This window comes from Polynucleobacter sp. Fuers-14 (genome assembly GCF_018882045.1).
Classification (GTDB): domain Bacteria; phylum Pseudomonadota; class Gammaproteobacteria; order Burkholderiales; family Burkholderiaceae; genus Polynucleobacter.
On sequence record NZ_JACVPG010000003.1, the window covers coordinates 194,650 to 216,463 of the forward strand.

13 protein-coding genes and 2 tRNA genes are annotated in these 21,814 nt (G+C 45.9%); 12 read left to right on the forward strand and 3 right to left on the reverse strand.

The window, feature by feature from the left end; translation table 11 throughout:
* Positions 1 to 10: 10 nt before the first annotated feature.
* The gene (gene mfd, locus ICN40_RS01715; RefSeq protein ID WP_216241655.1) at positions 11 to 3,553 is read right to left on the reverse strand and encodes a transcription-repair coupling factor; all 3,543 of its coding nucleotides are present in this window, start codon (positions 3,551 to 3,553) and stop codon (positions 11 to 13) included.
* A gap of 23 nt (positions 3,554 to 3,576) precedes the next feature.
* Between mfd and ispD the strand changes: the two genes are divergently transcribed.
* The 9 genes from ispD (at position 3,577) to ICN40_RS01760 (ending at position 12,839) form a co-directional block, all read left to right on the forward strand.
* Positions 3,577 to 4,329, forward strand: coding sequence for a 2-C-methyl-D-erythritol 4-phosphate cytidylyltransferase (gene ispD, locus ICN40_RS01720; protein ID WP_216241657.1), 753 nt, complete (start codon positions 3,577 to 3,579; stop codon positions 4,327 to 4,329).
* A 10-nt stretch (positions 4,330 to 4,339) separates the two neighbouring features.
* Positions 4,340 to 4,843 carry a 2-C-methyl-D-erythritol 2,4-cyclodiphosphate synthase gene (gene ispF, locus ICN40_RS01725; RefSeq protein WP_072582403.1) on the forward strand — a complete coding sequence of 168 codons (504 nt, stop codon included), beginning with the start codon at positions 4,340 to 4,342 and terminating at the stop codon, positions 4,841 to 4,843.
* A 77-nt stretch (positions 4,844 to 4,920) separates the two neighbouring features.
* Positions 4,921 to 5,007, forward strand: a tRNA-Leu gene (locus ICN40_RS01730).
* Positions 5,008 to 5,063: 56 nt separating this feature from the next.
* Complete coding sequence (gene tig / locus ICN40_RS01735; RefSeq protein WP_216241660.1) at positions 5,064 to 6,401, forward strand: trigger factor; 1,338 nt, start codon at positions 5,064 to 5,066, stop codon at positions 6,399 to 6,401.
* A gap of 42 nt (positions 6,402 to 6,443) precedes the next feature.
* A complete protein-coding gene (gene clpP / locus ICN40_RS01740; RefSeq protein WP_216241662.1) occupies positions 6,444 to 7,073 on the forward strand; it encodes an ATP-dependent Clp endopeptidase proteolytic subunit ClpP in 630 nt (209 codons plus the stop codon).
* Positions 7,074 to 7,101: 28 nt separating this feature from the next.
* Positions 7,102 to 8,463 carry an ATP-dependent Clp protease ATP-binding subunit ClpX gene (clpX, locus tag ICN40_RS01745; RefSeq protein WP_216241664.1) on the forward strand — a complete coding sequence of 454 codons (1,362 nt, stop codon included), beginning with the start codon at positions 7,102 to 7,104 and terminating at the stop codon, positions 8,461 to 8,463.
* 189 nt (positions 8,464 to 8,652) lie between these two features.
* Positions 8,653 to 11,085 (forward strand): endopeptidase La, encoded by a 2,433-nt coding sequence (gene lon / locus ICN40_RS01750; protein WP_216241668.1) that lies wholly within the window; start codon positions 8,653 to 8,655, stop codon positions 11,083 to 11,085.
* 106 nt (positions 11,086 to 11,191) lie between these two features.
* Positions 11,192 to 11,267, forward strand: a tRNA-Val gene (locus ICN40_RS01755).
* A gap of 108 nt (positions 11,268 to 11,375) precedes the next feature.
* On the forward strand, positions 11,376 to 12,839 hold the full coding sequence (locus ICN40_RS01760; protein ID WP_216241671.1) for a peptidylprolyl isomerase: 1,464 nt from the start codon (positions 11,376 to 11,378) through the stop codon (positions 12,837 to 12,839).
* A gap of 18 nt (positions 12,840 to 12,857) precedes the next feature.
* Here the strand turns inward: ICN40_RS01760 and ICN40_RS01765 are convergent, their stop codons facing one another.
* Positions 12,858 to 13,529, reverse strand: a complete 672-nt coding sequence (locus ICN40_RS01765; RefSeq protein WP_216241675.1) for an arylesterase — start codon at positions 13,527 to 13,529, stop codon at positions 12,858 to 12,860.
* A gap of 2 nt (positions 13,530 to 13,531) precedes the next feature.
* Here ICN40_RS01765 and ICN40_RS01770 point away from each other — a divergent pair, with 2 nt between their 5' ends.
* The 3 genes from ICN40_RS01770 to ICN40_RS01780 are packed head-to-tail and all read left to right on the forward strand — an operon-like array spanning position 13,532 to position 19,040.
* The gene (locus ICN40_RS01770; protein WP_083564203.1) at positions 13,532 to 14,206 is read left to right on the forward strand and encodes an ABC transporter ATP-binding protein; all 675 of its coding nucleotides are present in this window, start codon (positions 13,532 to 13,534) and stop codon (positions 14,204 to 14,206) included.
* Positions 14,207 to 14,227: 21 nt separating this feature from the next.
* Complete coding sequence (purL, locus tag ICN40_RS01775; RefSeq protein ID WP_216241677.1) at positions 14,228 to 18,265, forward strand: phosphoribosylformylglycinamidine synthase; 4,038 nt, start codon at positions 14,228 to 14,230, stop codon at positions 18,263 to 18,265.
* The gene (locus tag ICN40_RS01780; protein WP_255561088.1) at positions 18,210 to 19,040 is read left to right on the forward strand and encodes a spermidine synthase; all 831 of its coding nucleotides are present in this window, start codon (positions 18,210 to 18,212) and stop codon (positions 19,038 to 19,040) included. Before purL ends, ICN40_RS01780 begins: the two co-directional genes overlap by 56 nt.
* Positions 19,041 to 19,122: 82 nt before the next feature.
* Here ICN40_RS01780 and ICN40_RS01785 read toward each other — a convergent pair whose 3' ends face one another.
* The gene (locus ICN40_RS01785; protein ID WP_216241680.1) at positions 19,123 to 21,708 is read right to left on the reverse strand and encodes a bifunctional aconitate hydratase 2/2-methylisocitrate dehydratase; all 2,586 of its coding nucleotides are present in this window, start codon (positions 21,706 to 21,708) and stop codon (positions 19,123 to 19,125) included.
* Positions 21,709 to 21,814: the final 106 nt, after the last annotated feature.

Sequence of the window (21,814 nt, forward strand, 5' to 3'; positions counted from 1 at the left end):
TATCGGATTGTTAGGTTACTTTTGCAGAGCTCAATACTGCAGAATCGTTGAGGCGTCGCAAGATATTGCGTATAGCGTCAAGGCGTTGCTCTAGCTTCTCGAATTCACGATCTTTTTGAGGAAGCACCTTAAGCTTATCTTGGCCATTAAGTTGAATATGCTTAGAGGACTGGATAAGCTGAATAATCTTCATCGGGTCAATCGGTGGATTTGGGATGAATTGAATCTGAATAGATGCAGGTGTGGCATCAATCTTTTTAATTCCAAAGCCGGTCATCTCTAAACGTAGACGATGGGTCTCATAAAACGATTTAGCTTGATCGGGAAGGTCGCCGAAACGATCAACCAATTCTTCACGCAACCCCATGAGCTCAGAAAAATCATTTGTACCAGCAAACCGCTTGTATAAGGATAGACGCTCGTGAACGTCAGGGCAGTAGTCCTCTGGAAATAGGGCGGGAACGCCAAGATTGACATCGGTGGTTGCTTGCAATGGTGAAAGTAAATCAGGCTCCTTCCCACTGCGCAGGGACTTAACAGCACGATTGAGCATCTCGGTATATAACTGGAAGCCAATCTCATGAATTTCACCGGATTGTTTGTCGCCTAGAACCTCACCAGCACCCCGAATTTCTAGATCATGCATAGCTAAATAGAAGCCAGAGCCCAGCTCTTCCATGGCTTGAATGGCATTAAGACGCAACTGCGCTTGCTTGCTGAGTGCCTCAGGATCTGGCACTAGTAAATAAGCATAAGCTTGGTGATGTGAGCGACCTACACGGCCACGCAGTTGGTGTAATTGAGCTAAACCAAACTTATCGGCGCGGTGCATGATGATGGTGTTAGCTGTGGGTACGTCAATGCCAGTCTCAATAATCGTGGTACACAGCAAAATATTGGTACGCTGGGTAACAAATTCACGCATGACAGATTCCAGCTCGCGTTCATGCATCTGTCCGTGCGCAACACTAATACGTGCCTCCGGAATCAGCTCTTGTAAAGCATGCTTACGATTCTGAATCGTTTCAACTTCGTTATGCAGGAAGTAGACCTGGCCGCCACGTTTAATTTCACGAAGCACGGCCTCACGAATAACGCCATCTCCCTCTCGACGAACAAAGGTCTTAATTGCCAAACGTTTCTGAGGGGCAGTGGCAATAATAGAGAACTCACGTAATCCTTCCATAGCCATGCCCAAGGTTCTTGGGATGGGCGTAGCAGTTAGCGTCAGAATATCGACTTCAGCACGCAATGCCTTAAGAGCATCTTTTTGCCGTACTCCAAAGCGATGTTCCTCGTCCACAATCACTAGGCCAAGATTGGCAAATTGCGTCTCCTTTGAAAGTAACTTATGTGTGCCAATAATGATGTCTGCATCACCTTTGGCAATGGCCTCTAGGGCTGTATTAATTTCCTTGGTTGTTTTAAAGCGTGACAACTCCACAATGCGGACCGGCCAATCGGCAAAGCGATCTTTCCAGGTAGCCACATGTTGCTCAGCTAGTAGGGTGGTTGGCGCCAAAATGGCGACTTGTTTGCCGCCCATGACTGCAACAAAGCTTGCTCGGAGCGCTACTTCGGTCTTCCCAAAGCCAACATCTCCGCAGACTAAGCGGTCCATTGGCGTGCCGCTCGTCATATCACCAATAACGGCTGCAATAGCATTGGCTTGGTCTGGAGTTTCTTCAAAGCCAAAGCTTTCTGCAAAAGCAGCATAGTCATGGGCTGAGAATTCAAAAGCATGACCCTTGCGTATCGCTCTAGCCGCATATAGACCTAATAGCTCTGCTGCGGTATCTCGAATTTGTTGGGCGGCCTTGCGTTTGGCCTTATCCCATTGGCCCGAACCTAATTGATGCAGTGGTGCTGAATCAGGGTCAGAACCTGCATAACGTGTGACCATCTGTAATTGCTGAACAGGAACATACAAAGTTGCCTGTCCTGAATATTGCAAATGCAAGAACTCTTCAAAAATTGGCGCCTCTTTCGGCGGAGCTAAATTCAGAAGTACTAAACCCTGATAGCGACCAATGCCATGTTCAGCATGAACTACGGGATCGCCGATCTTTAGTTCAGACAGATCCTTAAAGAGCATGTCAGGATCAGCATTCTCATTGCTTTTACCTTTACGCCTCTGTCGTGCTGTTGTAGTAAATAACTCTGCCTCGGTAATAACCAGGAGATTTTCAGCTGGCCATGAAAATCCATTAAAGAGCGGTGCAGTGACCAATCCAAATAATGATTCGCTTTTAATAAACTCGGCAATACTTTCAAAGCTCTCTGGCTTTAGCGGATAGAGCGGTTTGCCGTCGAATCCGGCAATCGAATTACTCTCATCAAAGAGTTGTCGAATTGATTCTTTACGTCCTGCACTGTCGCTACAAACTAATACCCGAATCTTTTCAGATGACACTACTTTGCGTAGAAGGTTGATCGGATCAGTATCGCGACGATGCACGGCAATATCCGGTACCGCTAGGAATTGACTTTTCTCAGCGCCGTCCTTCTCAAGCGTTAGTCGTGCATACGATTTAGAGGTAGTGAAAAATTCATCGACATCCAGGAATAATTCTTTTGGAGGAAGAATGGGGCGATCAAGATCATGTTTGAGGAACTCATAACGAGATAGCGTGTCCTTCCAAAATCCTTTGATGGTTTCTTCAACATCACCAATGCTGACAAGCCATACAGGATCACCTGAGCGTGGAAAGTAATCAAAAAGGTTGGATTTCTCTTCAAAGAAGAGGGGTAGGTAGGATTCAATACCTGCACTAGGTATGCCTAGGTTGGCATCTTTGTAAATAGAGCAGCGACTCGGATCACCCTCAAATACTTCTCTCCAGCGGCCTCTAAAAGCGGTTCGTGAAGCATCATCAAATGGAAATTCATGGCCAGGAAGTAGACGGACTTCCTTGACGGGGTAAAGGCTTCGTTGCGTATCCGGATCAAATGCCCGAATCTGTTCAATTTCATCACCAAAGAGATCCAATCGGTAGGGCAGATTCGATCCCATTGGAAATAAATCAAACAAGCCACCTCGAATACTATATTCACCGGGACGCATTACAGCACTCACTGGATCATAGCCAGCTTGTTGCAGTTGCAGCCTTAGTGCAGCTTCATTCAGTTTGTCACCTTGCCGAAAGAAAAAAGTATGGCCAGATAAAAAGTTCGGCGGCCCCAATCTTTGCAAAGCAGTTGTCACTGGAACTAAAACAATATCGCAACTACCATTCAGTAATTCATACAGAGTGGCAAGCCGTTCAGAAACCAAATCTTGATGTGGTGAAAAATGGTCATAAGGAAGAATTTCCCAATCAGGCAAAAGCCGGGTTTTTAGCTGCGGAGCAAAAGCAGGGATTTCTTCCAGAAGCCTTTGGGCTTCCTGGGCTTGAGCGCAAAAAATGACCATCACTGAAAACTGATCACGGTAGCGCAGGGCGGTTTGAACGATTAAAGCGGCATCTGCCGAGCCCACCAGCCCTGAAAAGGTAAAGCGCTGCCCAGCCCGCGGAGCAGGTATAGGGGGTGCTAGATTTAATGCATCAGACATCTGCGCTCATTATAGAATCAGGTATGCACCCTGGAAATCATTCCATTAAGAAATGCCATGCCCTTTTGCCAACAGCAGGTACTGGCTCGCGCCTAGGTGGTGAGTTACCTAAGCAGTTTCAGCAGCTAGCCGGCAAGCCCATGGTCTCTTATGCTCTAGAAGCCTTTAAGGGATCTCCGCTGATCCAGTCTATTTGGATTGGTGTCAGCCCTGGCTTTATCGAGAACCCCATCTTAGGAACTATCGCTAACACTGGGGCCGATATACATGTTGTAGCAACCGGTGGACCAACTCGACAAGAAACAGTCCGAAATACTCTAGCTGCAATGCTAAAGGCAGGCATTCCTGAGGATGACTGGATACTGGTTCATGATGCAGCTAGACCAGGTATAACCCCGGCATTAATTGAGAAACTCATTCACTCAGTACAGACATCTAATAGTGGTGGCATCCTAGCTGTTCCCTTGGCTGATACCTTAAAACAGGCTGATCTAGATTCGGTGATTGCTGGAAACATCCCGCACTCAGAGAGAACTATTCCACGCGAGCATCTCTGGCAAGCACAAACGCCACAGATGTTCGGTTTGAAACAATTGCATGATGCTCTTCAGGATGCTATCCGCCTTGAGGCTGACATTACTGATGAGGCTAGCGCAATCGAGTTAACTGGAGCTAAACCTTTATTGATTGAAGGTGCCGCTCGTAACTTTAAGGTCACACATCTAGCCGATTGGGAGTTAATGCAATTGCTGTTAAGTTCCCGCGCCAAACAATGAGAAATCCAATATGACTCAAAGCAATCCTCATATTCCGCAATTTCGCATTGGCCAGGGTTACGACGTACATGCATTGGTAGCGGACCGAAAATTGATTCTGGGTGGTGTTCATGTGCCCTTTGAAAAGGGTTTATTGGGTCACTCGGATGCAGATGCCCTATTGCACGCCTTAACAGATGCATTATTGGGCGCTGCAGGTTTAAATGATATTGGGCAGTTATTTCCGGATACAGATCCTCAATTTAAGGATATGGACAGTCGAATCTTGCTCAGAGCGGCCTTGCAAAAGATCCAGGCAGCGGGATTTCAGATTGGTAACGTTGATGCCACCATTATTTGCCAAAAGCCGAAATTGGCGGATTTTTTGCCAGAAATGGTCCGCAATATTGCTTCAGATTTGGCTGTGACCCCTAGTCACGTCAATCTTAAGGCTAAGACAAATGAATCCCTGGGCCATTTAGGCAGAGGCGAGGGCATTGCCGTCCATGCCGTTGCTTTGCTCTACAAGGCCTAAAAGATCCTCTAAAACCCTAGGCATTGTAGAATTACGGTCTTTAGAGTGAAGTCTAGGCTTGGCAGTTTGCGGATATCGCGAGGATGGCGAAATTGGTAGACGCACCAGGTTTAGGTCCTGACGCCAGAAATGGTGTGGGGGTTCGAGTCCCCCTCCTCGCACCACAAGATTGCTACTTGGCTTGGACTTCACATTTCCAGATTTAAATTAAGAGACGAGAATGGCTGTGCAGATAGAAAATTTAGGTTCACTAGACCGCAAAATGACTTTGGAATTCGCTCGTGCCGATTTGGCAAAAGCGCGTGAAGCCCGTTTGGCTAAAGTTGGTAAGACCATGAAAATGGCTGGCTTCCGCCCAGGCAAGGTACCAAAGAACCTCGTTGAAAAACAACATGGCATGCAAGTGGATTTCGAACTCCAATTTGATAAAGCTGCTGAACTCTTTTATGACCAAGCTCAAAAAGAAGGTGTTGCTTTAGCTGGTCAACCACGCCTTGAGCCAAAGAGCGAAATTGATGCTGACAAGATTGTGTTTGATGCTTTCTTTGAAGTGTTGCCAGAAGTAAAAATTGGCGACTTTAGCAAGGCAGAAGTTACCAAACACACAACCGATATTGGCGAGGTAGAAATTGACCGCGCCTTAGATGTGCTGCGTAAACAACAGGTTCATTACCACCCACGCGGTGAAGCTGGTGCTCATGGTGATGGCGGCGCTAATCTTGCAGCTCAAAGCGGTGACCAAGTAGTGATTGATTTTGTTGGCAAGATTGACGGTGTTGAATTTTCCGGTGGTAAAGCGGAAAACTTTGAATACGTACTGGGCGAAGGGCGCATGCTGCCTGAGTTCGAAGCTGCAACATTGGGGCTTAAAGCGGGCGAGAGCAAATCTTTCCCATTGAATTTTCCTGCTGATTACCACGGTAAAGACGTTGCAGGCAAAACTGCCGAGTTCACTATTACTGTGAAGTCGGTAAATTGGCCACATCTACCAGCTGTTGATGATTCATTTGCATTGTCTTTAGGCGTTACCGAGGGCGGTGTTGCGAAAATGCGCGCTGAAGTAAAAGAGAATTTAGATCGCGAAGTAAAACGTCGTATTACCTCTTTGCTCAAGAATGAAGTGATGGACAAGCTCAATAGCTTGTGCGAACTCGACGTTCCTAAGTCTTTAGTTGCCTCCGAGCAAGAGCGCTTAGTTGAAGGCGCCCGTCAAGACTTAATGCAACGCGGTGTTCCGAATGCTAAAGATGCTCCTATCCCTGCTGAAATTTTTGCAGAGCAAGCTACCAAGCGTGTTCGTCTTGGCTTGATCCTCAGCGAGTTGGTTAAAATCCAAAACTTGGCTGCTACCGCAGACCAAATCAAAGCTGAAATTGACGAGCAGGCTGCTACATACGAAGATCCAAAAGAAGTGGTGCGTTGGTTCTACAGCAATCCAAGTCGCTTGAAGGATATCGAAAACCTCGTGCTTGAAGATAACGTGATTAAGTATTTCACATCCCAAGCCAAGGTAATTGATAAAGCGGTTACCTTCGAAGAACTCAGCAAGCTAAACTAAGTTAACTACTAAGTCATCCATTTACCCATAAGAGGTTTCCAAATGATCTACAACCATTCTCAGTCTGAAAATTTAGAACCAAGAGGCTTGGGCTTGGTTCCAATGGTGATTGAAACCTCTGGTAGAGGTGAGCGTGCTTACGATATCTACTCTAGATTACTGCGTGAGCGCGTAGTCTTTTTGGTTGGCGAAGTAAACGACCAAACTGCTAATTTGGTAATCGCGCAATTACTGTTCCTTGAGAGTGAAAATCCAGATAAAGAAATTTCTCTGTATATCAACTCTCCAGGCGGTTCAGTTTCTGCAGGATTGGCTATCTACGACACAATGCAATTCATCAAGCCGCATGTCAGCACATTGTGTATGGGCATGGCAGCAAGTATGGGCGCATTCTTATTGTGTGCTGGTGAAAAAGGTAAGCGCTATGCTTTGCCAAATTCACGCGTCATGATTCATCAGCCCTTAGGTGGTGCACGTGGCCAAGCCTCTGACATTGAGATTCAAGCTCGTGAGATTTTGTATTTGCGTGAGCGCTTGAACAAGATTTTGGCCGACCGTACTGGTCAATCAATCGATACGATTGCCAAGGATACTGATCGCGACAACTTTATGTCTGCAGAGCAAGCTCGTGATTATGGCTTGATCGACAAAGTTATCGAGAAGCGTCCTTAACCCTTCATAGATATATACAGAGCCTATTTTGAGCGATACCAACACTACGAATTCAGCAGACAAAGTTCTGTATTGCTCCTTTTGCGGCAAGAGCCAGCATGAAGTTAAAAAACTCATTGCTGGCCCATCTGTTTTTATTTGCGATGAGTGCATTGATCTTTGCACAGACATTATTCAAGAAGAAATTGCCAAGCTACCTAAGGAAGAGGGCGATGACTCTCTACCAACACCACATCAGATTCGTGAAAACTTAGACCAATATGTTATTGGTCAAGATCATGCCAAGAAAACATTGGCAGTTGCCGTATACAACCACTACAAGCGCCTACAGTATTTGCCTAAGCCTAAAAAAGAGAAACTGGATAAGGATGGCAAGCCGGTAGAGGGAGCGGAGAAGAAAGAGTCTAAGCTCCCTGCTAAGGCGATGGTTGATGGCGTAGAACTGGCCAAGAGCAATATTTTGTTGATTGGGCCAACTGGTTCAGGTAAAACATTGCTAGCGCAGACATTGGCTCGCATGCTCGATGTGCCATTCGTAATGGCTGATGCAACAACCCTAACTGAAGCAGGATATGTTGGTGAAGACGTTGAAAACATCATCCAAAAATTATTACAAGCTTGCGACTATAACGTAGAAAAAGCACAACGCGGTATTGTCTATATTGATGAGATTGATAAGATTTCACGAAAGTCAGATAACCCATCTATTACCCGCGATGTATCTGGTGAAGGTGTTCAGCAGGCTCTGTTAAAGCTGGTTGAAGGCACGATGGCTTCTGTGCCACCGCAAGGTGGACGCAAGCATCCTAATCAAGATTTCTTGCAAGTAGATACAACGAATATTTTGTTTATTTGTGGTGGTGCGTTTGATGGGCTTGAAAAAGTCATTCAGCAGCGTACTGCTAAAACTGGTATTGGATTCAATGCAACTGTTCCTGGTAAGGATGACCGCGGTGTAAGTGATCTCTTGATTGAAGTTGAGCCAGAAGATCTCATTAAGTTTGGCTTGATTCCGGAGTTGATTGGACGCTTGCCCGTTGTTGCGACTTTGGCTCAATTGGATGAAGAGGCTTTAATTCAGATTCTGACCGAACCTAAAAATGCCTTAGTTAAACAATATCAGGCACTTTTGACTATGGAGGGCTCTGAGCTCGAAGTACGTCGCGAGGCTCTATCAGCTATTGCCAAGAAGGCAATCGCCCGCAAAACTGGTGCTCGTGGTCTGAGATCTATTCTTGAAGGCTCATTGATGGATGTCATGTATGACCTGCCATCCCTGAAGAATGTCCAAAAAGTGGTTATCGACGAAACCAGTATCGCTGAGGGCGGAAAACCACTTTTAGTCTATAAACAGGATGCTGAACAAGCAGATTTAAGCAAAAAAGCTTAAATTCCTAGGGTTTTTGCTATTTTTGGGGCTTTTTTGCCCCCTTTTTGTCTTTTTACCCCTTGTTTTTCTCTAAAGCCTACCCATATAGGTAGTATGCTACTCATGAATAATGTCTCTATTTAGTGGTTGTTCATTCAATTGCTACTAAACAAGACTTTTGAGGTTTGATTACTTTGGAGGATTTGCCCCATGCCTGGCCACTTATTGTTACCCTCTGAACCAATTCAACTACCTTTGCTCCCATTGCGGGACGTAGTTGTGTTTCCTCATATGGTGATCCCGTTGTTTGTGGGTCGCCCAAAATCGATTAAAGCCCTCGAGGCTGCCATGGAAACTGGCAAAAATGTTCTTTTGGTAGCTCAAAAAACAGCTGCTAAAGACGAGCCCGTTATTGAGGATCTCTATGAGGTGGGCTGTATCGCCAATATTTTGCAGATGCTCAAATTGCCTGATGGCACTGTGAAAGTACTCGTTGAAGGTGTGCAGCGCGCAGAAGTCAGTCAAATTGAAGATGGTCTGGGTTACTTCAATTGCGAAGCAACGCCAACTGCTATCAATGCAATTGATGCGCATGAAACCGAAGCCTTGCGCCGCGCAATCATGGCGCAGTTCGATCAATACGTAAAACTCAATAAAAAAGTACCTCAAGAGATACTGTCTTCTCTGGGTGGCATAGATGATCCAAGTCGTTTGGCTGACACCATCTGTGCGCATCTTCCCGTGAAGCTAGAGCAAAAACAGCGCTTACTTGAAATGATGGATGTTGTACAGCGTCTGGAAAGCTTGTTGGCTGATCTGGAGAGTGAGATTGATATTCTGCAGGTTGAGAAGCGTATTCGTGGACGTGTTAAGCGTCAGATGGAAAAGAGTCAGCGCGAGTACTACCTCAATGAACAGGTAAAAGCGATTCAGAAAGAGTTAGGCGAAGGCGAGGAGGGCGCTGATCTTGAAGAACTCGAGAAGCGCATCAAGGCTGCGCGCATGCCTAAAGAAGCATTGAAAAAGGCGGAATCAGAGCTTAAGAAGCTCAAGTTGATGTCGCCTATGTCTGCAGAAGCAACGGTCATTCGTAACTTTATCGATACCCTGGTAAATCTGCCTTGGAAGAAAAAAACCAAGATCAATAACGACCTTACTAATGCTGAGAAAGTATTGGACGAAGATCACTATGGTTTAGATAAGGTCAAAGAGCGTATTTTGGAGTACCTCGCAGTTCAACAGCGCGTTGATCGTGTCAAGGCTCCGATTCTTTGTTTAGTCGGTCCTCCTGGGGTTGGTAAAACTTCTTTAGGTCAATCTATCGCGCGTGCGACCAATCGAAAATTTGTCCGCATGGCCTTAGGTGGTGTGCGTGATGAATCTGAGATTCGTGGTCACCGTCGTACCTACATTGGATCGATGCCTGGCAAGATTCTGAGTAGCCTCACCAAGGTAGGTGTTCGTAATCCTTTATTCCTTCTTGATGAAGTAGACAAGATGGGTATGGATTTCCGCGGAGATCCAGCCAGTGCTTTGTTAGAGGTTTTAGATCCTGAGCAAAACCACACCTTCCAAGATCACTATGTAGAAGTTGATTTTGATCTATCAGATGTGATGTTCGTGGCTACCTCGAACTCCTTGAATATTCCTGGACCATTGTTAGATCGTCTTGAGATTATTCGCCTAGCTGGCTATACCGAGGATGAGAAAACTAGCATTGCTGTAAATTATTTGATTCCTAAACAAATCAAAAATAATGGCTTAAAGAAGGACGAGCTCAAGATTGAAGATAGCGCAGTTCGTAACATGATTCGTTATTACACGCGTGAGGCTGGCGTACGTTCTTTAGAGCGTGAAATTAGCAAGATTTGTCGTAAGGTTGTAAAACTATTGCTCTTGAAAAAAGAAGCGGCTCCAGTCGTTGTGAATGCTGACAACTTGGAGAAGTTCTTATCGGTACGCATGTATGACTTTGGTTTGGCTGGTAAAGAAAATCAAGTTGGTCAGGTGACCGGTTTGGCTTGGACTGAAGTGGGTGGCGATTTGCTCACCATCGAAGCTGCTGTGATGCCAGGTAAGGGCGTTATTACCCGAACTGGTTCCATTGGCGACGTGATGAAAGAATCCGTTGAGGCAGCTAGAACAGTAGTTCGCTCCAGATCTAAACGACTTGGTATCACGGATGAAGCCTTTGAGAAGAAGGATATTCATATTCACTTCCCTGATGGCGCAACACCAAAGGATGGCCCATCTGCCGGTATTGCGATTACGACAGCCTTGGTATCTGTATTTACTGGGATTCCGATTCGTTCAGATGTTGCGATGACAGGTGAAATTACGCTTCGTGGTGAAGTATTGCCTATTGGCGGATTAAAAGAGAAACTTTTGGCTGCTCATCGCGGTGGCATTAAATTAGCCTTAATTCCCGAAGAGAACGTCAAGGACCTGATTGATATTCCCGACAACGTCAAAAATGCAATCGAAATTATTCCGGTTCGCTGGATCGATAAAGTGTTGGAGCTGGCTTTAGAGCGTATGCCTGAAGCACTGCCAGATCCTACGCCCGAAGAGTTGGCTAAAAAGGCTTCAGAAGCTAGTAAAGCAAATGAAAAGGGTGCGGCCTCAGACGTTCTTAAGCACTGAAAATAGGGCGATTTTTCGTTAAATTCTCCTCGTGGTTAGAGGTCGGTTTAGCGAAAAATCCACCCAAAACCCACGCTTAGGTTACAATCTCAGCTGTAATAATTTGGGGCGCTTAGCTCAGTTGGTAGAGCGTCTGCCTTACACGCAGAATGTCGGGAGTTCGAGCCTCTCAGCGCCCACCAAACTATTACCTCTTTTCTTTTTCTTAGCCTACTCAGGCATTTCAATACCCATCAGCCCAGCGCCTAGTACACTCGTGGTATTCATCTTTTTTACTAGCGAACTTTTACATGTTTGATACCGTCCGTAAGCACCAGCGAATTCTTCAGTTTGTTTTAATGCTTTTGATTGTTCCATCCTTTGCGTTCTTTGGAATTTCTAGCTATTCCAGCTTCCTGGACAAAGAGACTGACATTATCAAAGTTAACGGCAAACCTATTACTGCTCAAGAAGTGGATTCAGCTGCGAAACGTCAAGCTGAGCGCGTTGGTGGAAATGCGCAGATTGCTCAAAGCCTCCAATTTAGACAAGCAATTTTGAATGAGTTACTGCAACAACGCATCCTTGGGTTTGCAGTCAGCAATTTGCGTTTACAAGTCGGGAAAGAAGCCCTCGTGAAGAGCTTGCAAAATATTCCGCAGATTCGCGCACTATACAAACAAGATGGTAGTTTCGATGATGCGCGCTTTAAACAGCTCTTGGCTAGCAATGGCTTAAATGAAGAGCAGTTTTATGCGAGCCAGGCTTTTGACTTAAAAATTAGCCAATTGGTGAACTCTGTAGCCCGTACGGAAATCGCCAGTCCAAAATTATCTGAAATTGTTTCAACCCTGTATGAGACTGAGCGTCAAGTTCAGGCGCTATCCTTTGATGCAAAAGATTATTTAAGCAAGGTAAATCCCTCCCAAGAAGACCTTCAGGCCTTCTACATCGCCAACACGAAGTTATTTGAGAGTCCGGAGTATGTGGATGTCGAGTACATCGTTCTCAAGGCTGATCCAAAAGAAGATGCGAAAGTATTTAGCGAGAAAGCGGATCAATTTGCCAATATGACTTATGACCAGTCAGATAGCCTTAAGCCAGCTGCAGATAAATTAAAGCTGAGCGTTCAAACACAGAAGGGCGTAACGCGTTCCGGCGCATCTGGCGTTGCAAAAGATCATCCGCTGGCCAATCCTAAAGTAGTTCAATCCCTGTTTGGTGATGATGCCGTTAAGAACAAACGCAATATTGAAGCCGTACAAATCTCTCCAGGCGTTTTTGTTTCGGCAAGAGTACTTGTTTTCCATCCTGCTCAAACTTTGCCTTACAAAGATGTTGCCGCTGAAGTGAAGCGTCAAGTAAGTCAACGCATGGCTGAAAAACTTGCCGTAAGCGCTGCCGCAGATCGCTATGCGGCATTAGAAAAAGACCCAAAGAATAACGCTGGCTTTGCTAGCCCGGTTTGGGTTTCTCGGAATATGCCTGCAAATTTAGTAGGTAGCGCATTGGATGATGTGATGTCCGTCAATCCCGATAAATTCCCTGCGCTGGTTTCTGTTCAAAATCCAGGGGTTGGCACCATTCTGTATCGTGTTGATCAGCTAAGGCAACCCGCAGGTGTTGATGCCAAGGTCCACAAGGCACAAGCGCAACAAATCCAAGCGTTGGCAGCTCAGTCTGAATTTGCTGGCTTTATGGCTTATTGGCGTGGTGTTGCTGGCGTTAAGGTAATTAATCCTCTTAAGCCGCCATCATCTGGTTCGGGTAGCTAAGCTTTATCGCTAAATTACTTATTTACTCTTAAGCAGTGCTTGATATGGGGCCATAGCGCCCCATACGTTTTTAAAGAGTATTGCTTGCGCCTTTTCGTTTGGATGCATGCGATCTGCCTGAAATAAATTGATGTCAGAGGAAACGTTCTTCAAAAAAAACGGCACAAGTTCAACTTGTTCCTGGCGAGCAAGTTTAGGATACAGATCCTGAAATTGCTTGGTGTACTCTTGTCCATAATTGGGCGGAATTTGCATTCCAAACAATAGAACTTTTGCTCCTGAGCTTTTACTTAATTGAATCATCTTGCGTAAATTTCTATCTGACTCTTGGATTGATAGTCCGCGTAATGCATCATTTGCCCCAAGCTCTAAAAGGACAATTCCCGGTTTCTTTTGTTCCAATAGTTTTGGTAATCTAGATATGCCACCGGAACTGGTTTCCCCACTAATGCTGGCGTTAAAAATAGTCCAAGGACTAGCTTCTTTATGAAGTTGGTCCTCCAGGAGCTTTACCCACCCAGTGCCGCGTGTCAATCCATATTCTGCCGAGAGACTATCTCCCATAACCAAAATAACGGGATTGGTCTGAGCCTTTGTGCCAAAGGGAATAAACAGGCAAAATAGGGAGCTTGCCATCAATATGGCTTGCAATTTTTTACTCAAGAAGTTCAACCAAATATATTGATTCATTTATGAGTATTCCAGTCAAGGTCCTTAGCGCAATACATCTAGGTAAAGAAGTTTTATCTAGCGATGGATCATTAACTATTTTGCACGACATTAGCTTTGATGTCTTTGATGGCGAAAGTGTTGCCATTACTGGCGCGTCGGGTTCTGGGAAAAGTACTTTACTTGGTCTTCTAGCTGGCTTAGATACTCCCTCTAGTGGGCATGTTGAATTGGTCGCCCAAAATCTCAATCAGCTTGACGAAGATGGGCGGGCGAAATTACGAGGGCAAAAGGTAGGCTTTGTATTTCAATCCTTTCAATTGCTACCTCATTTGACAGCCCTTGAAAACGTCATGCTGCCGGCCGATCTAAATGGGATGGGGATGGCTAAGGAAAATGCATTAGCCTGCCTAGAACAGGTGGGTTTAAGCGAACGAGCCAACCATTTCCCAAGGACCTTGTCAGGCGGAGAGCAGCAACGGGTAGCGCTAGCTAGGGCCTTCATCATGAAGCCAGAGATTTTATTTGCCGACGAGCCCACGGGAAGTTTGGATGAGGTTAGCGGAAATCGGGTTATTGAGCTGCTTTTTGAGCTAAATCGAGCCAATCATTCCACCCTGATTTTGGTCACCCATGACCAAGCCCTAGCTGATCGGTGCCAGCGGCAATTGCACCTTCAAGGTGGTCGATTGCTGTAGGCAAAACCTTATAATCTAGGGATGTCTTTTTTCCACTTTTTGCCCGGCGCTGATGCGCTTTCCCCCTTTCGCCAGCAGCGACTTTTGGCTGCTTTGGCCGCTCAAGGGGTTGATCTTGAGTCCATTGAAGCTCAATACCTTCATTTCATATGGTCAGAGGCTGAGCTAAACGCCGAAGATCAAGAAGTCATGGCCAGTTTATTGACCTATGGCGAGCCATTTCATTCCAAAATACATCCAGGAAAATCTTGGTTCGGAAGTAGTAAGACCGAGAATCAAGGTGCCATTGTTATTCCGAGGTTTGGAACACTTTCTCCTTGGGCCAGTAAGGCTACAGACATCGCCCGTCAATGTGGCTTGGACGTATTGCGTATTGAGCGTGGTGCTCAATTTTCATGGAAGAGCAAAAATGCCCTGACACCAGAGCAAAAGCAATTGGTACTTGCTGCGGTCCACGACAGAATGACTGAAGCAGTGATTGATTCAACTGACGCCGCTAATGCTTTATACCAATCACTGGAAGACAAGCCGTTAACACGTATACCGGTAATGACTGAAGGTCGGGTCGCCCTCGATAAAGCAAATCAAGAATTAGGTCTTGCCTTATCCGATGATGAGGTGACATACCTAGTTGAAAACTTTACTAGACTCAAGCGCAACCCATCAGACGTTGAGCTAATAATGTTCGCTCAAGCAAACAGTGAACACTGTCGCCATAAGATTTTTAATTCCAGTTGGACAATTGATGGGGATGATCAAGAGCGATCTTTATTTGCCATGATCCGCAATACTCACCAATTGAAACCAGAGGGAACGATTGTTGCGTATTCCGATAACTCTGCAGTCATGGTTGGCTGCGAAGCGGAAACCTGGGTTCCCCAAGGCAAAGATCAACGCTATGAAAAAGATACGCGCTTGGTCCATACCCTTATGAAGGTGGAGACTCATAATCACCCGACTGCGATCGCTCCTTTTCCTGGCGCATCTACAGGTGCGGGCGGTGAAATTCGTGATGAGGGTGCCACTGGTATAGGCGGACGTCCTAAAGCTGGCCTTACCGGTTTCTCAGTATCTAATTTAAATATTCCTGGCACAGATCTTCCTTGGGAGAATCTGAAATACGGTAAGCCTGAGCGCATTGCTACACCTTTACAAATCATGATTGAGGGGCCACTAGGCGGCGCTGCATTTAATAATGAGTTTGGCCGACCAATCTTGGGTGGTTACTTCAGAGTCTTTGAGCAAACATTAGATGGCATACGCCGCGGCTATCACAAGCCCATCATGATTGCTGGTGGCATTGGAAGTATTGATTCTATTCATACTGAAAAAAAAGCAATTAAAGCAGGGCACCTATTCATTCAATTGGGCGGTCCAGGTATGCGAATCGGCATGGGCGGTGCTACGGGTAGCTCTGTTGCAACCGGGACTAATACTGCCGATCTTGATTTTGATTCTGTACAGCGAGGCAACCCAGAAATGGAGCGTCGCGCGCAAGAAGTGATTAATGCATGCCGCGCTCTGGGTGACCGCAATCCAATTGTTTCTATTCATGATGTAGGCGCGGGTGGCATATCAAATGCATTCCCGGAGCTTGCAGATGGAGCTGGATTGGGGGCTTCATTTAAACTTCGGAGCGTTCCACTCGAAGAAAGTGGCATGAGTCCTGCGGAGATTTGGTGCAATGAATCTCAGGAACGTTATGTTTTGGCTATTGATGCCAAGGACTTGGATCTATTTAAATCATTTTGCGAACGTGAGCGTTGTCCTTTTGCGGTAGTTGGCGAAGCAACCGCAGAACGTCAGCTGAAATTAAGGGACTCAAAGCAACCATCATCTGATGATGCGGCGCTGCCAATTGATATGCCGATGGAAGTTTTGCTTGGTAAGCCTCCAAAGATGCATCGCAACGTTACAAGAGTTGCCCAGGAGTTCAAAGAATTGGATGTAACTGATGCTGATCTTGCGGAATCAATAGCCTGGGTCATGCAACAACCTACCGTAGCTAGCAAATCATTCTTAATTACGATTGGCGACCGAACTGTTGGCGGTCTTAATGCTAGAGACCAGTTTGTTGGTCCATGGCAAGTTCCTGTAGCTGATTGCGCCGTTACTCTGATGGATTACAAGGGTTATCGTGGTGAAGCAATGTCTATGGGTGAAAGAACCCCATTGGCGGTTATAGACGCACCAGCTGCTGCACGCATGGCAGTGGGTGAGGCGATTACCAATCTCTTGGCTGCAGATATTGCCAGCCTCGAAAGCGTAAAACTTTCTGCAAACTGGATGGCGGCATGCGGTTCTCCTGGCGAGGATGCCAAGCTCTATGACTCCGTTAAAGCGATTGGCATGGAACTGTGTCCTGCGCTTGGAATATCAATTCCAGTTGGCAAGGATTCTCTATCTATGTCTACCGCATGGCAAGATGGTGATGAGGCCAAGAAAGTAGTCGCACCCGTATCTTTAATTATCTCTGCTTTTGCATCTGTGCTAGATGCCCGTAAAACATTGACGCCTCTGCTGCAGTTGAAGGGTAAAGACGGATCTCCACAAGAGACTGAGCTGATCTTGATTGATTTAGGGCGTGGCAAGAATCGCATGGCGGGAAGTATCTTGGCTCAAGTGCTTGATCAGTCCGGAAAATCAGCGCCTGATATTGATCACCCAGAAGATCTTAAGTCTTTGGCTGCCGCCATTATTGAACTGCGTAAAGAGGATAAGCTTTTGGCCTATCACGATCGTTCTGATGGTGGGTTATTTGCCTCTGTTGCAGAAATGGCTTTTGCCTCCCACTGCGGCATCTCACTTAACGTAGATATGATCGCTATGGACGCTGGACAAGAGCCTGATTATGGTGACGCCAAGAATTGGGCGCAACAGGTATCTGGTCGTCGCCATGAGCAAACCATGCGCGCGTTATTTAATGAAGAGTTAGGCGCAGTAATTCAGGTTCGTAAAGAAGATCGTGATGCGGTGTTTGCTGTATTGAGAAGGTTGGGCTTAAGCGCTCACAGTCATGTGATTGGCAAACCCAATACCAACGGCCGTATTGAAATCTGGCGTGATGCTAAAAATATTTTTGCTGAGCCGCGTGAAGTGCTTCAAAAGATCTGGACTAATACTAGCTATCAAATAGCGCGTTTACGTGATAATCCTGCCTGTGCTGATAGTGAATTCTCGCTCTTGGACAATGTTGCTGATGCAGGCATAAATCCTAAACTCACATTCAATCCTTCTGAAGATATTGCAGCGCCCTTTATCGCTAAGAATGCGCGCCCTAAAGTAGCCATTTTGCGAGAGCAGGGTGTTAATTCTCATGTTGAAATGGCTTATTCCGTTAATTGGGCTGGATTTGATAGCTATGACGTCCATATGTCAGATTTGCTCAGTGGCAGGACTAAATTAGAAGACTTTAGAGGGCTTATTGCTTGTGGTGGCTTTAGTTACGGAGATGTTTTGGGAGCTGGAGAGGGCTGGGCAAAAACAATTCTGTTCAACCAACAGCTTCGCGATCAGTTCTCTAAGTTCTTTGAGCGTCAAGACAGCTTTGCGTTAGGTGTTTGTAATGGCTGTCAAATGATGAGCAATCTCTCAGGAATTATTCCGGGTGCAGAAGCTTGGCCTAAATTTACACGCAATCAATCAGAGCAATATGAAGCGCGCTTAGTGATGGCTGAAGTAATGGCTTCGCCTTCCATATTCACCCAAGGCATGGAAGGCAGTCAAATACCCATTGCGATTGCTCACGGTGAAGGGTTTGCCAACTTTAGTCAACAGGGCAATTTAGAACAGATTCAAAAGCAAGGCTTGGCCTCATTCCGATTTGTGGATCATCAAGGCAACCCAACAGAAATTTATCCAATGAATCCGAACGGATCTCCCAATGGTTTAACTGGAGTGACGACACCCGATGGTCGCTTTATGGTCATGATGCCCCATCCTGAGCGTGTATTTAGAGCTGTACAGATGAGCTGGTGTCCGCCTGAATGGTTGGATACCCCGGATGGCGCTAGCCCTTGGCTACGCTTATTCCGCAATGCCCGTCGCTGGGCGAATTAAGTTGTCTGCTGACGGATTAATGGAGCCAGTCACTTTTTCTGAAAGTGGCGGTGTTCGTTATCTTCACTTTGGAACGGATTCTATTCAGGGTGCGATGCGTATTCGTGATCCTGATGAGATTTATTTAGAGTACAACCAGCAGATGATGGCCTGGCTATTATTTTTGGAAACTAAGCCCGGCATGCGAATAGCCCAGCTAGGTTTAGGCACTGGCGCATTAACTAAATTTCAACATCGATATTGCCCAGCTGTGAAAACTACCGTAGTAGAGTTCAATCCCGCTGTAATTGTTTCTGCAAGATCTATGTTTTTTACACCTGACGATGATCGCCGCTTAGAAACTCTACAGGCTGATGCAAAACTATTCGTCAAGAATAAAAAGTATCAAGACTGCTTTGATGCTGTTCAGGTTGATTTGCATGATGCGATATGCGATGGCCCTGCGGCAAGCTCTTTGGATTTTTATAAAGGTTGCTACGATATTCTCAAAGGACCCGGCGTCATGACGGTGAATTTATTCTCGCGACACAAAAGCTTTGATATAAACCTTAAGAATATCTGCGAAGCCTTTAATAATAGAGTGCTCTTATTTCCAGAGTCTCATGATTGCAACGTCGTGGCGATTGGATTCAAAGGGCCTAAGCTCGAGGCGGAATGGAGGGATGTCTCAAAACGAGCAAAACTGATTCTTGAAAAAACCGGGCTTCCTACCAATAAATGGGTCTCAGGCATTAGTCGGGAGAATGTCCGACAAGAAAATAAGCTCTCGATCTAATACTTCGAAGCAAAAGAAAAAGGCGATCGTTTGATCGCCTTTTTTGCTGTTCAACCTATTGCTAGGTTGAGCGTATTGCGTATTACACAGTCACAGTATCTGCAACATCGCTAAATGACTTGAGCTTATCAAAACTCATATATTTATAAACATCACCAGCTTTAGCATCAAGTGCCTTCACTTGCTCCAAATACTCAGCAGGAGTAGGTAGGCGACCCAAGAGGGCGGCAACAGAAGCCAATTCAGCAGAAGCCAAATACACGCGAGTGTCGATACCAAGGCGGTTAGGGAAGTTACGAGTAGAGGTCGATACAGCTGTTGAGCCCTTGCGGATCTGTGCTTGGTTGCCCATACAAAGTGAGCAGCCCGGGCTTTCCATACGGGCACCAGCTGCGCCTAACATGCCGTAGTAGCCTTCTTCCATCAAGACCATGGCATCCATCTTGGTTGGAGGTGCTACCCATAAACGGGTTGGCATATCCTTCTTGCCTTGTAGCACCTGACCAGCTGCGCGGAAGTGGCCAATATTGGTCATGCATGAACCAATAAACACTTCATCAATCTTATCGCCAGCTACTTCAGACAATACTTTCACATCATCCGGATCGTTAGGGCATGCAAGGATAGGCTCTTTGATTTCATCGATATTAATTTCAATGATCTCTGCATAGTCAGCATCCGCATCAGCTTTGAGAAGTTGTGGATTAGCAATCCAAGCTTCCATGGCTTTGATACGGCGACCAAGCGTACGCTTATCTTCATAACCATTAGCAATCATCCACTTCATCAAGGTGATATTTGATGTCATGTATTCAATGATTGGCTCTTTGTTCAAGTGAACTGTACAACCGCCAGCAGAGCGCTCAGCAGAAGCGTCAGACAATTCAAATGCTTGCTCAACTTTCAGTTCAGGTAGACCTTCAATTTCAAGAATGCGGCCAGAGAAAATATTCTTCTTGCCTTGTTTCTCGACGGTCAATAAACCTTTTTTGATTGCATATAAAGGGATGGCATTTACTAGATCACGTAAAGTGATGCCAGGCTGCATCTTGCCTTTAAAGCGCACCAATACAGACTCGGGCATATCCAATGGCATCACACCTGTAGCTGCGGCAAAGGCAACTAAACCTGAACCAGCCGGGAAAGAAATGCCGATTGGGAAACGAGTATGGCTATCGCCACCTGTTCCACAGGTATCCGGGAGGAGTAAGCGGTTCAACCAGCTATGGATCACACCATCACCTGGTCGCAAGGCAACACCACCACGATTTGTCATGAATGGCGGCAACTCATGCTGAGTGCGAATATCTACAGGTTTTGGATAAGCTGAGGTATGACAGAACGACTGCATTACGAGATCAGAAGAGAAACCAAGGCAAGCCAAGTCTTTCAATTCATCGCGCGTCATTGGGCCTGTGGTGTCTTGTGAGCCAACAGTAGTCATATGCGGCTCGCAGTAAGTACCGGGACGAACGCCTTGGCCTTCTGGTAAGCCACATGCTCTACCAACCATCTTTTGAGCCAAGCTGAAGCCCTTCTTGTTATCAACAGGATTAACCGGAAGGCGGAATTCAGTAGAAGCAGGCAAGCCCAAGGCAGCACGTGCTTTAGCGGTTAAGCCACGACCAACGATTAAAGGGATACGTCCGCCAGCGCGTACTTCATCCAGAATGACGGGCGACTTCAATGCAAAAGTAGTGATTTCCTTACCGTTTTTAAATACTTTTCCTTCGTACGGGCGAAGTTCAATCTCATCACCCATATTCATTTGAGAAACATCTAATTCGATTGGCAATGCTCCAGAATCTTCCATTGTGTTGAAGAAGATCGGGGCAATATTGGTGCCTAAGCACACACCACCAAAACGCTTGTTTGGTACGAATGGAATATCTTGACCTGTCCACCAGAGAACAGAGTTCGTTGCAGATTTACGTGATGAGCCTGTACCAACAACGTCTCCAACGTAGGCAATTTGATTGCCTTTTTTCTGGAGAGCGGCGATTTGCTTCATCGGCCCACGAACACCACTCTCATCTGGCTCAATGCCAGGACGGGGGTTCTTGAGCATGATGGTTGCGTGCAGCGGAATATCGGGGCGGCTCCATGCGTCAGGCGCAGGAGAAAGGTCATCGGTATTAGTTTCACCTGTTACCTTGAAAACAGTTAACTTCATGCTCTCTGGAACTGCAGGACGGCTAGTAAACCAGTCTGCATTGGCCCAGCTTTGCATTACCGCTTTAGCATTTGCATTGCCTTTTTCAGCAAGCTCTTGAACGTCGTTGAAATAATCAAACATCAAGAGTGTTTTCTTGAGCGCTTCGGCAGCAGCAACACCACACTCAGAGTCAGATAAAAGCTCTACTAAAGGTTTGATGTTGTAACCACCCAGCATCGTGCCCAAAAGTTCAGTAGCACGTACGCGGGAAATTAATGGGGATTTTTCTGTACCTTTGGCAACAGCATCTAAGAACTCAGCTTTAACTTTAGCTGCATCGTCAACACCAGCAGGAACGCGGTTTGTGATTAATTCAAGTAGCTCAGCTTCCTTACCAGCGGGTGGGTTTTTCAGCAACTTCACCAGTTCAGAGGTTTGATCCTTTGTTAAGGGTAGGGCTGGAATACCGAGGGCTGCGCGTTCAGCGGCGAGGGCGTTATAGGCTTCTAACATTATGTTTCCTATGAGGTAAAGGTGATCAATAGAAAGGCCAAAAGGGAATTCTCTCCCGTTTTGCCAAATTATAGTTGCTAAATCAAGTCTTATATAAGAGTTTAAA

Coding starts and splice junctions, on each gene's coding strand:
- ICN40_RS01770 (WP_083564203.1), top strand. CDS start 13,532: ATGAGTATTCCAGTCAAGGTCCTTAGCGCAATACATCTAGGTAAAGAA.
- mfd (WP_216241655.1), bottom strand. CDS start 3,553: ATGTCTGATGCATTAAATCTAGCACCCCCTATACCTGCTCCGCGGGCT.
- purL (WP_216241677.1), top strand. CDS start 14,228: ATGTCTTTTTTCCACTTTTTGCCCGGCGCTGATGCGCTTTCCCCCTTT.
- ICN40_RS01785 (WP_216241680.1), bottom strand. CDS start 21,708: ATGTTAGAAGCCTATAACGCCCTCGCCGCTGAACGCGCAGCCCTCGGT.
- ICN40_RS01780 (WP_255561088.1), top strand. CDS start 18,210: ATGGCGCTAGCCCTTGGCTACGCTTATTCCGCAATGCCCGTCGCTGGG.
- lon (WP_216241668.1), top strand. CDS start 8,653: ATGCCTGGCCACTTATTGTTACCCTCTGAACCAATTCAACTACCTTTG.
- ispD (WP_216241657.1), top strand. CDS start 3,577: ATGCACCCTGGAAATCATTCCATTAAGAAATGCCATGCCCTTTTGCCA.
- tig (WP_216241660.1), top strand. CDS start 5,064: ATGGCTGTGCAGATAGAAAATTTAGGTTCACTAGACCGCAAAATGACT.
- ispF (WP_072582403.1), top strand. CDS start 4,340: ATGACTCAAAGCAATCCTCATATTCCGCAATTTCGCATTGGCCAGGGT.
- ICN40_RS01765 (WP_216241675.1), bottom strand. CDS start 13,529: ATGAATCAATATATTTGGTTGAACTTCTTGAGTAAAAAATTGCAAGCC.
- clpP (WP_216241662.1), top strand. CDS start 6,444: ATGATCTACAACCATTCTCAGTCTGAAAATTTAGAACCAAGAGGCTTG.
- ICN40_RS01760 (WP_216241671.1), top strand. CDS start 11,376: ATGTTTGATACCGTCCGTAAGCACCAGCGAATTCTTCAGTTTGTTTTA.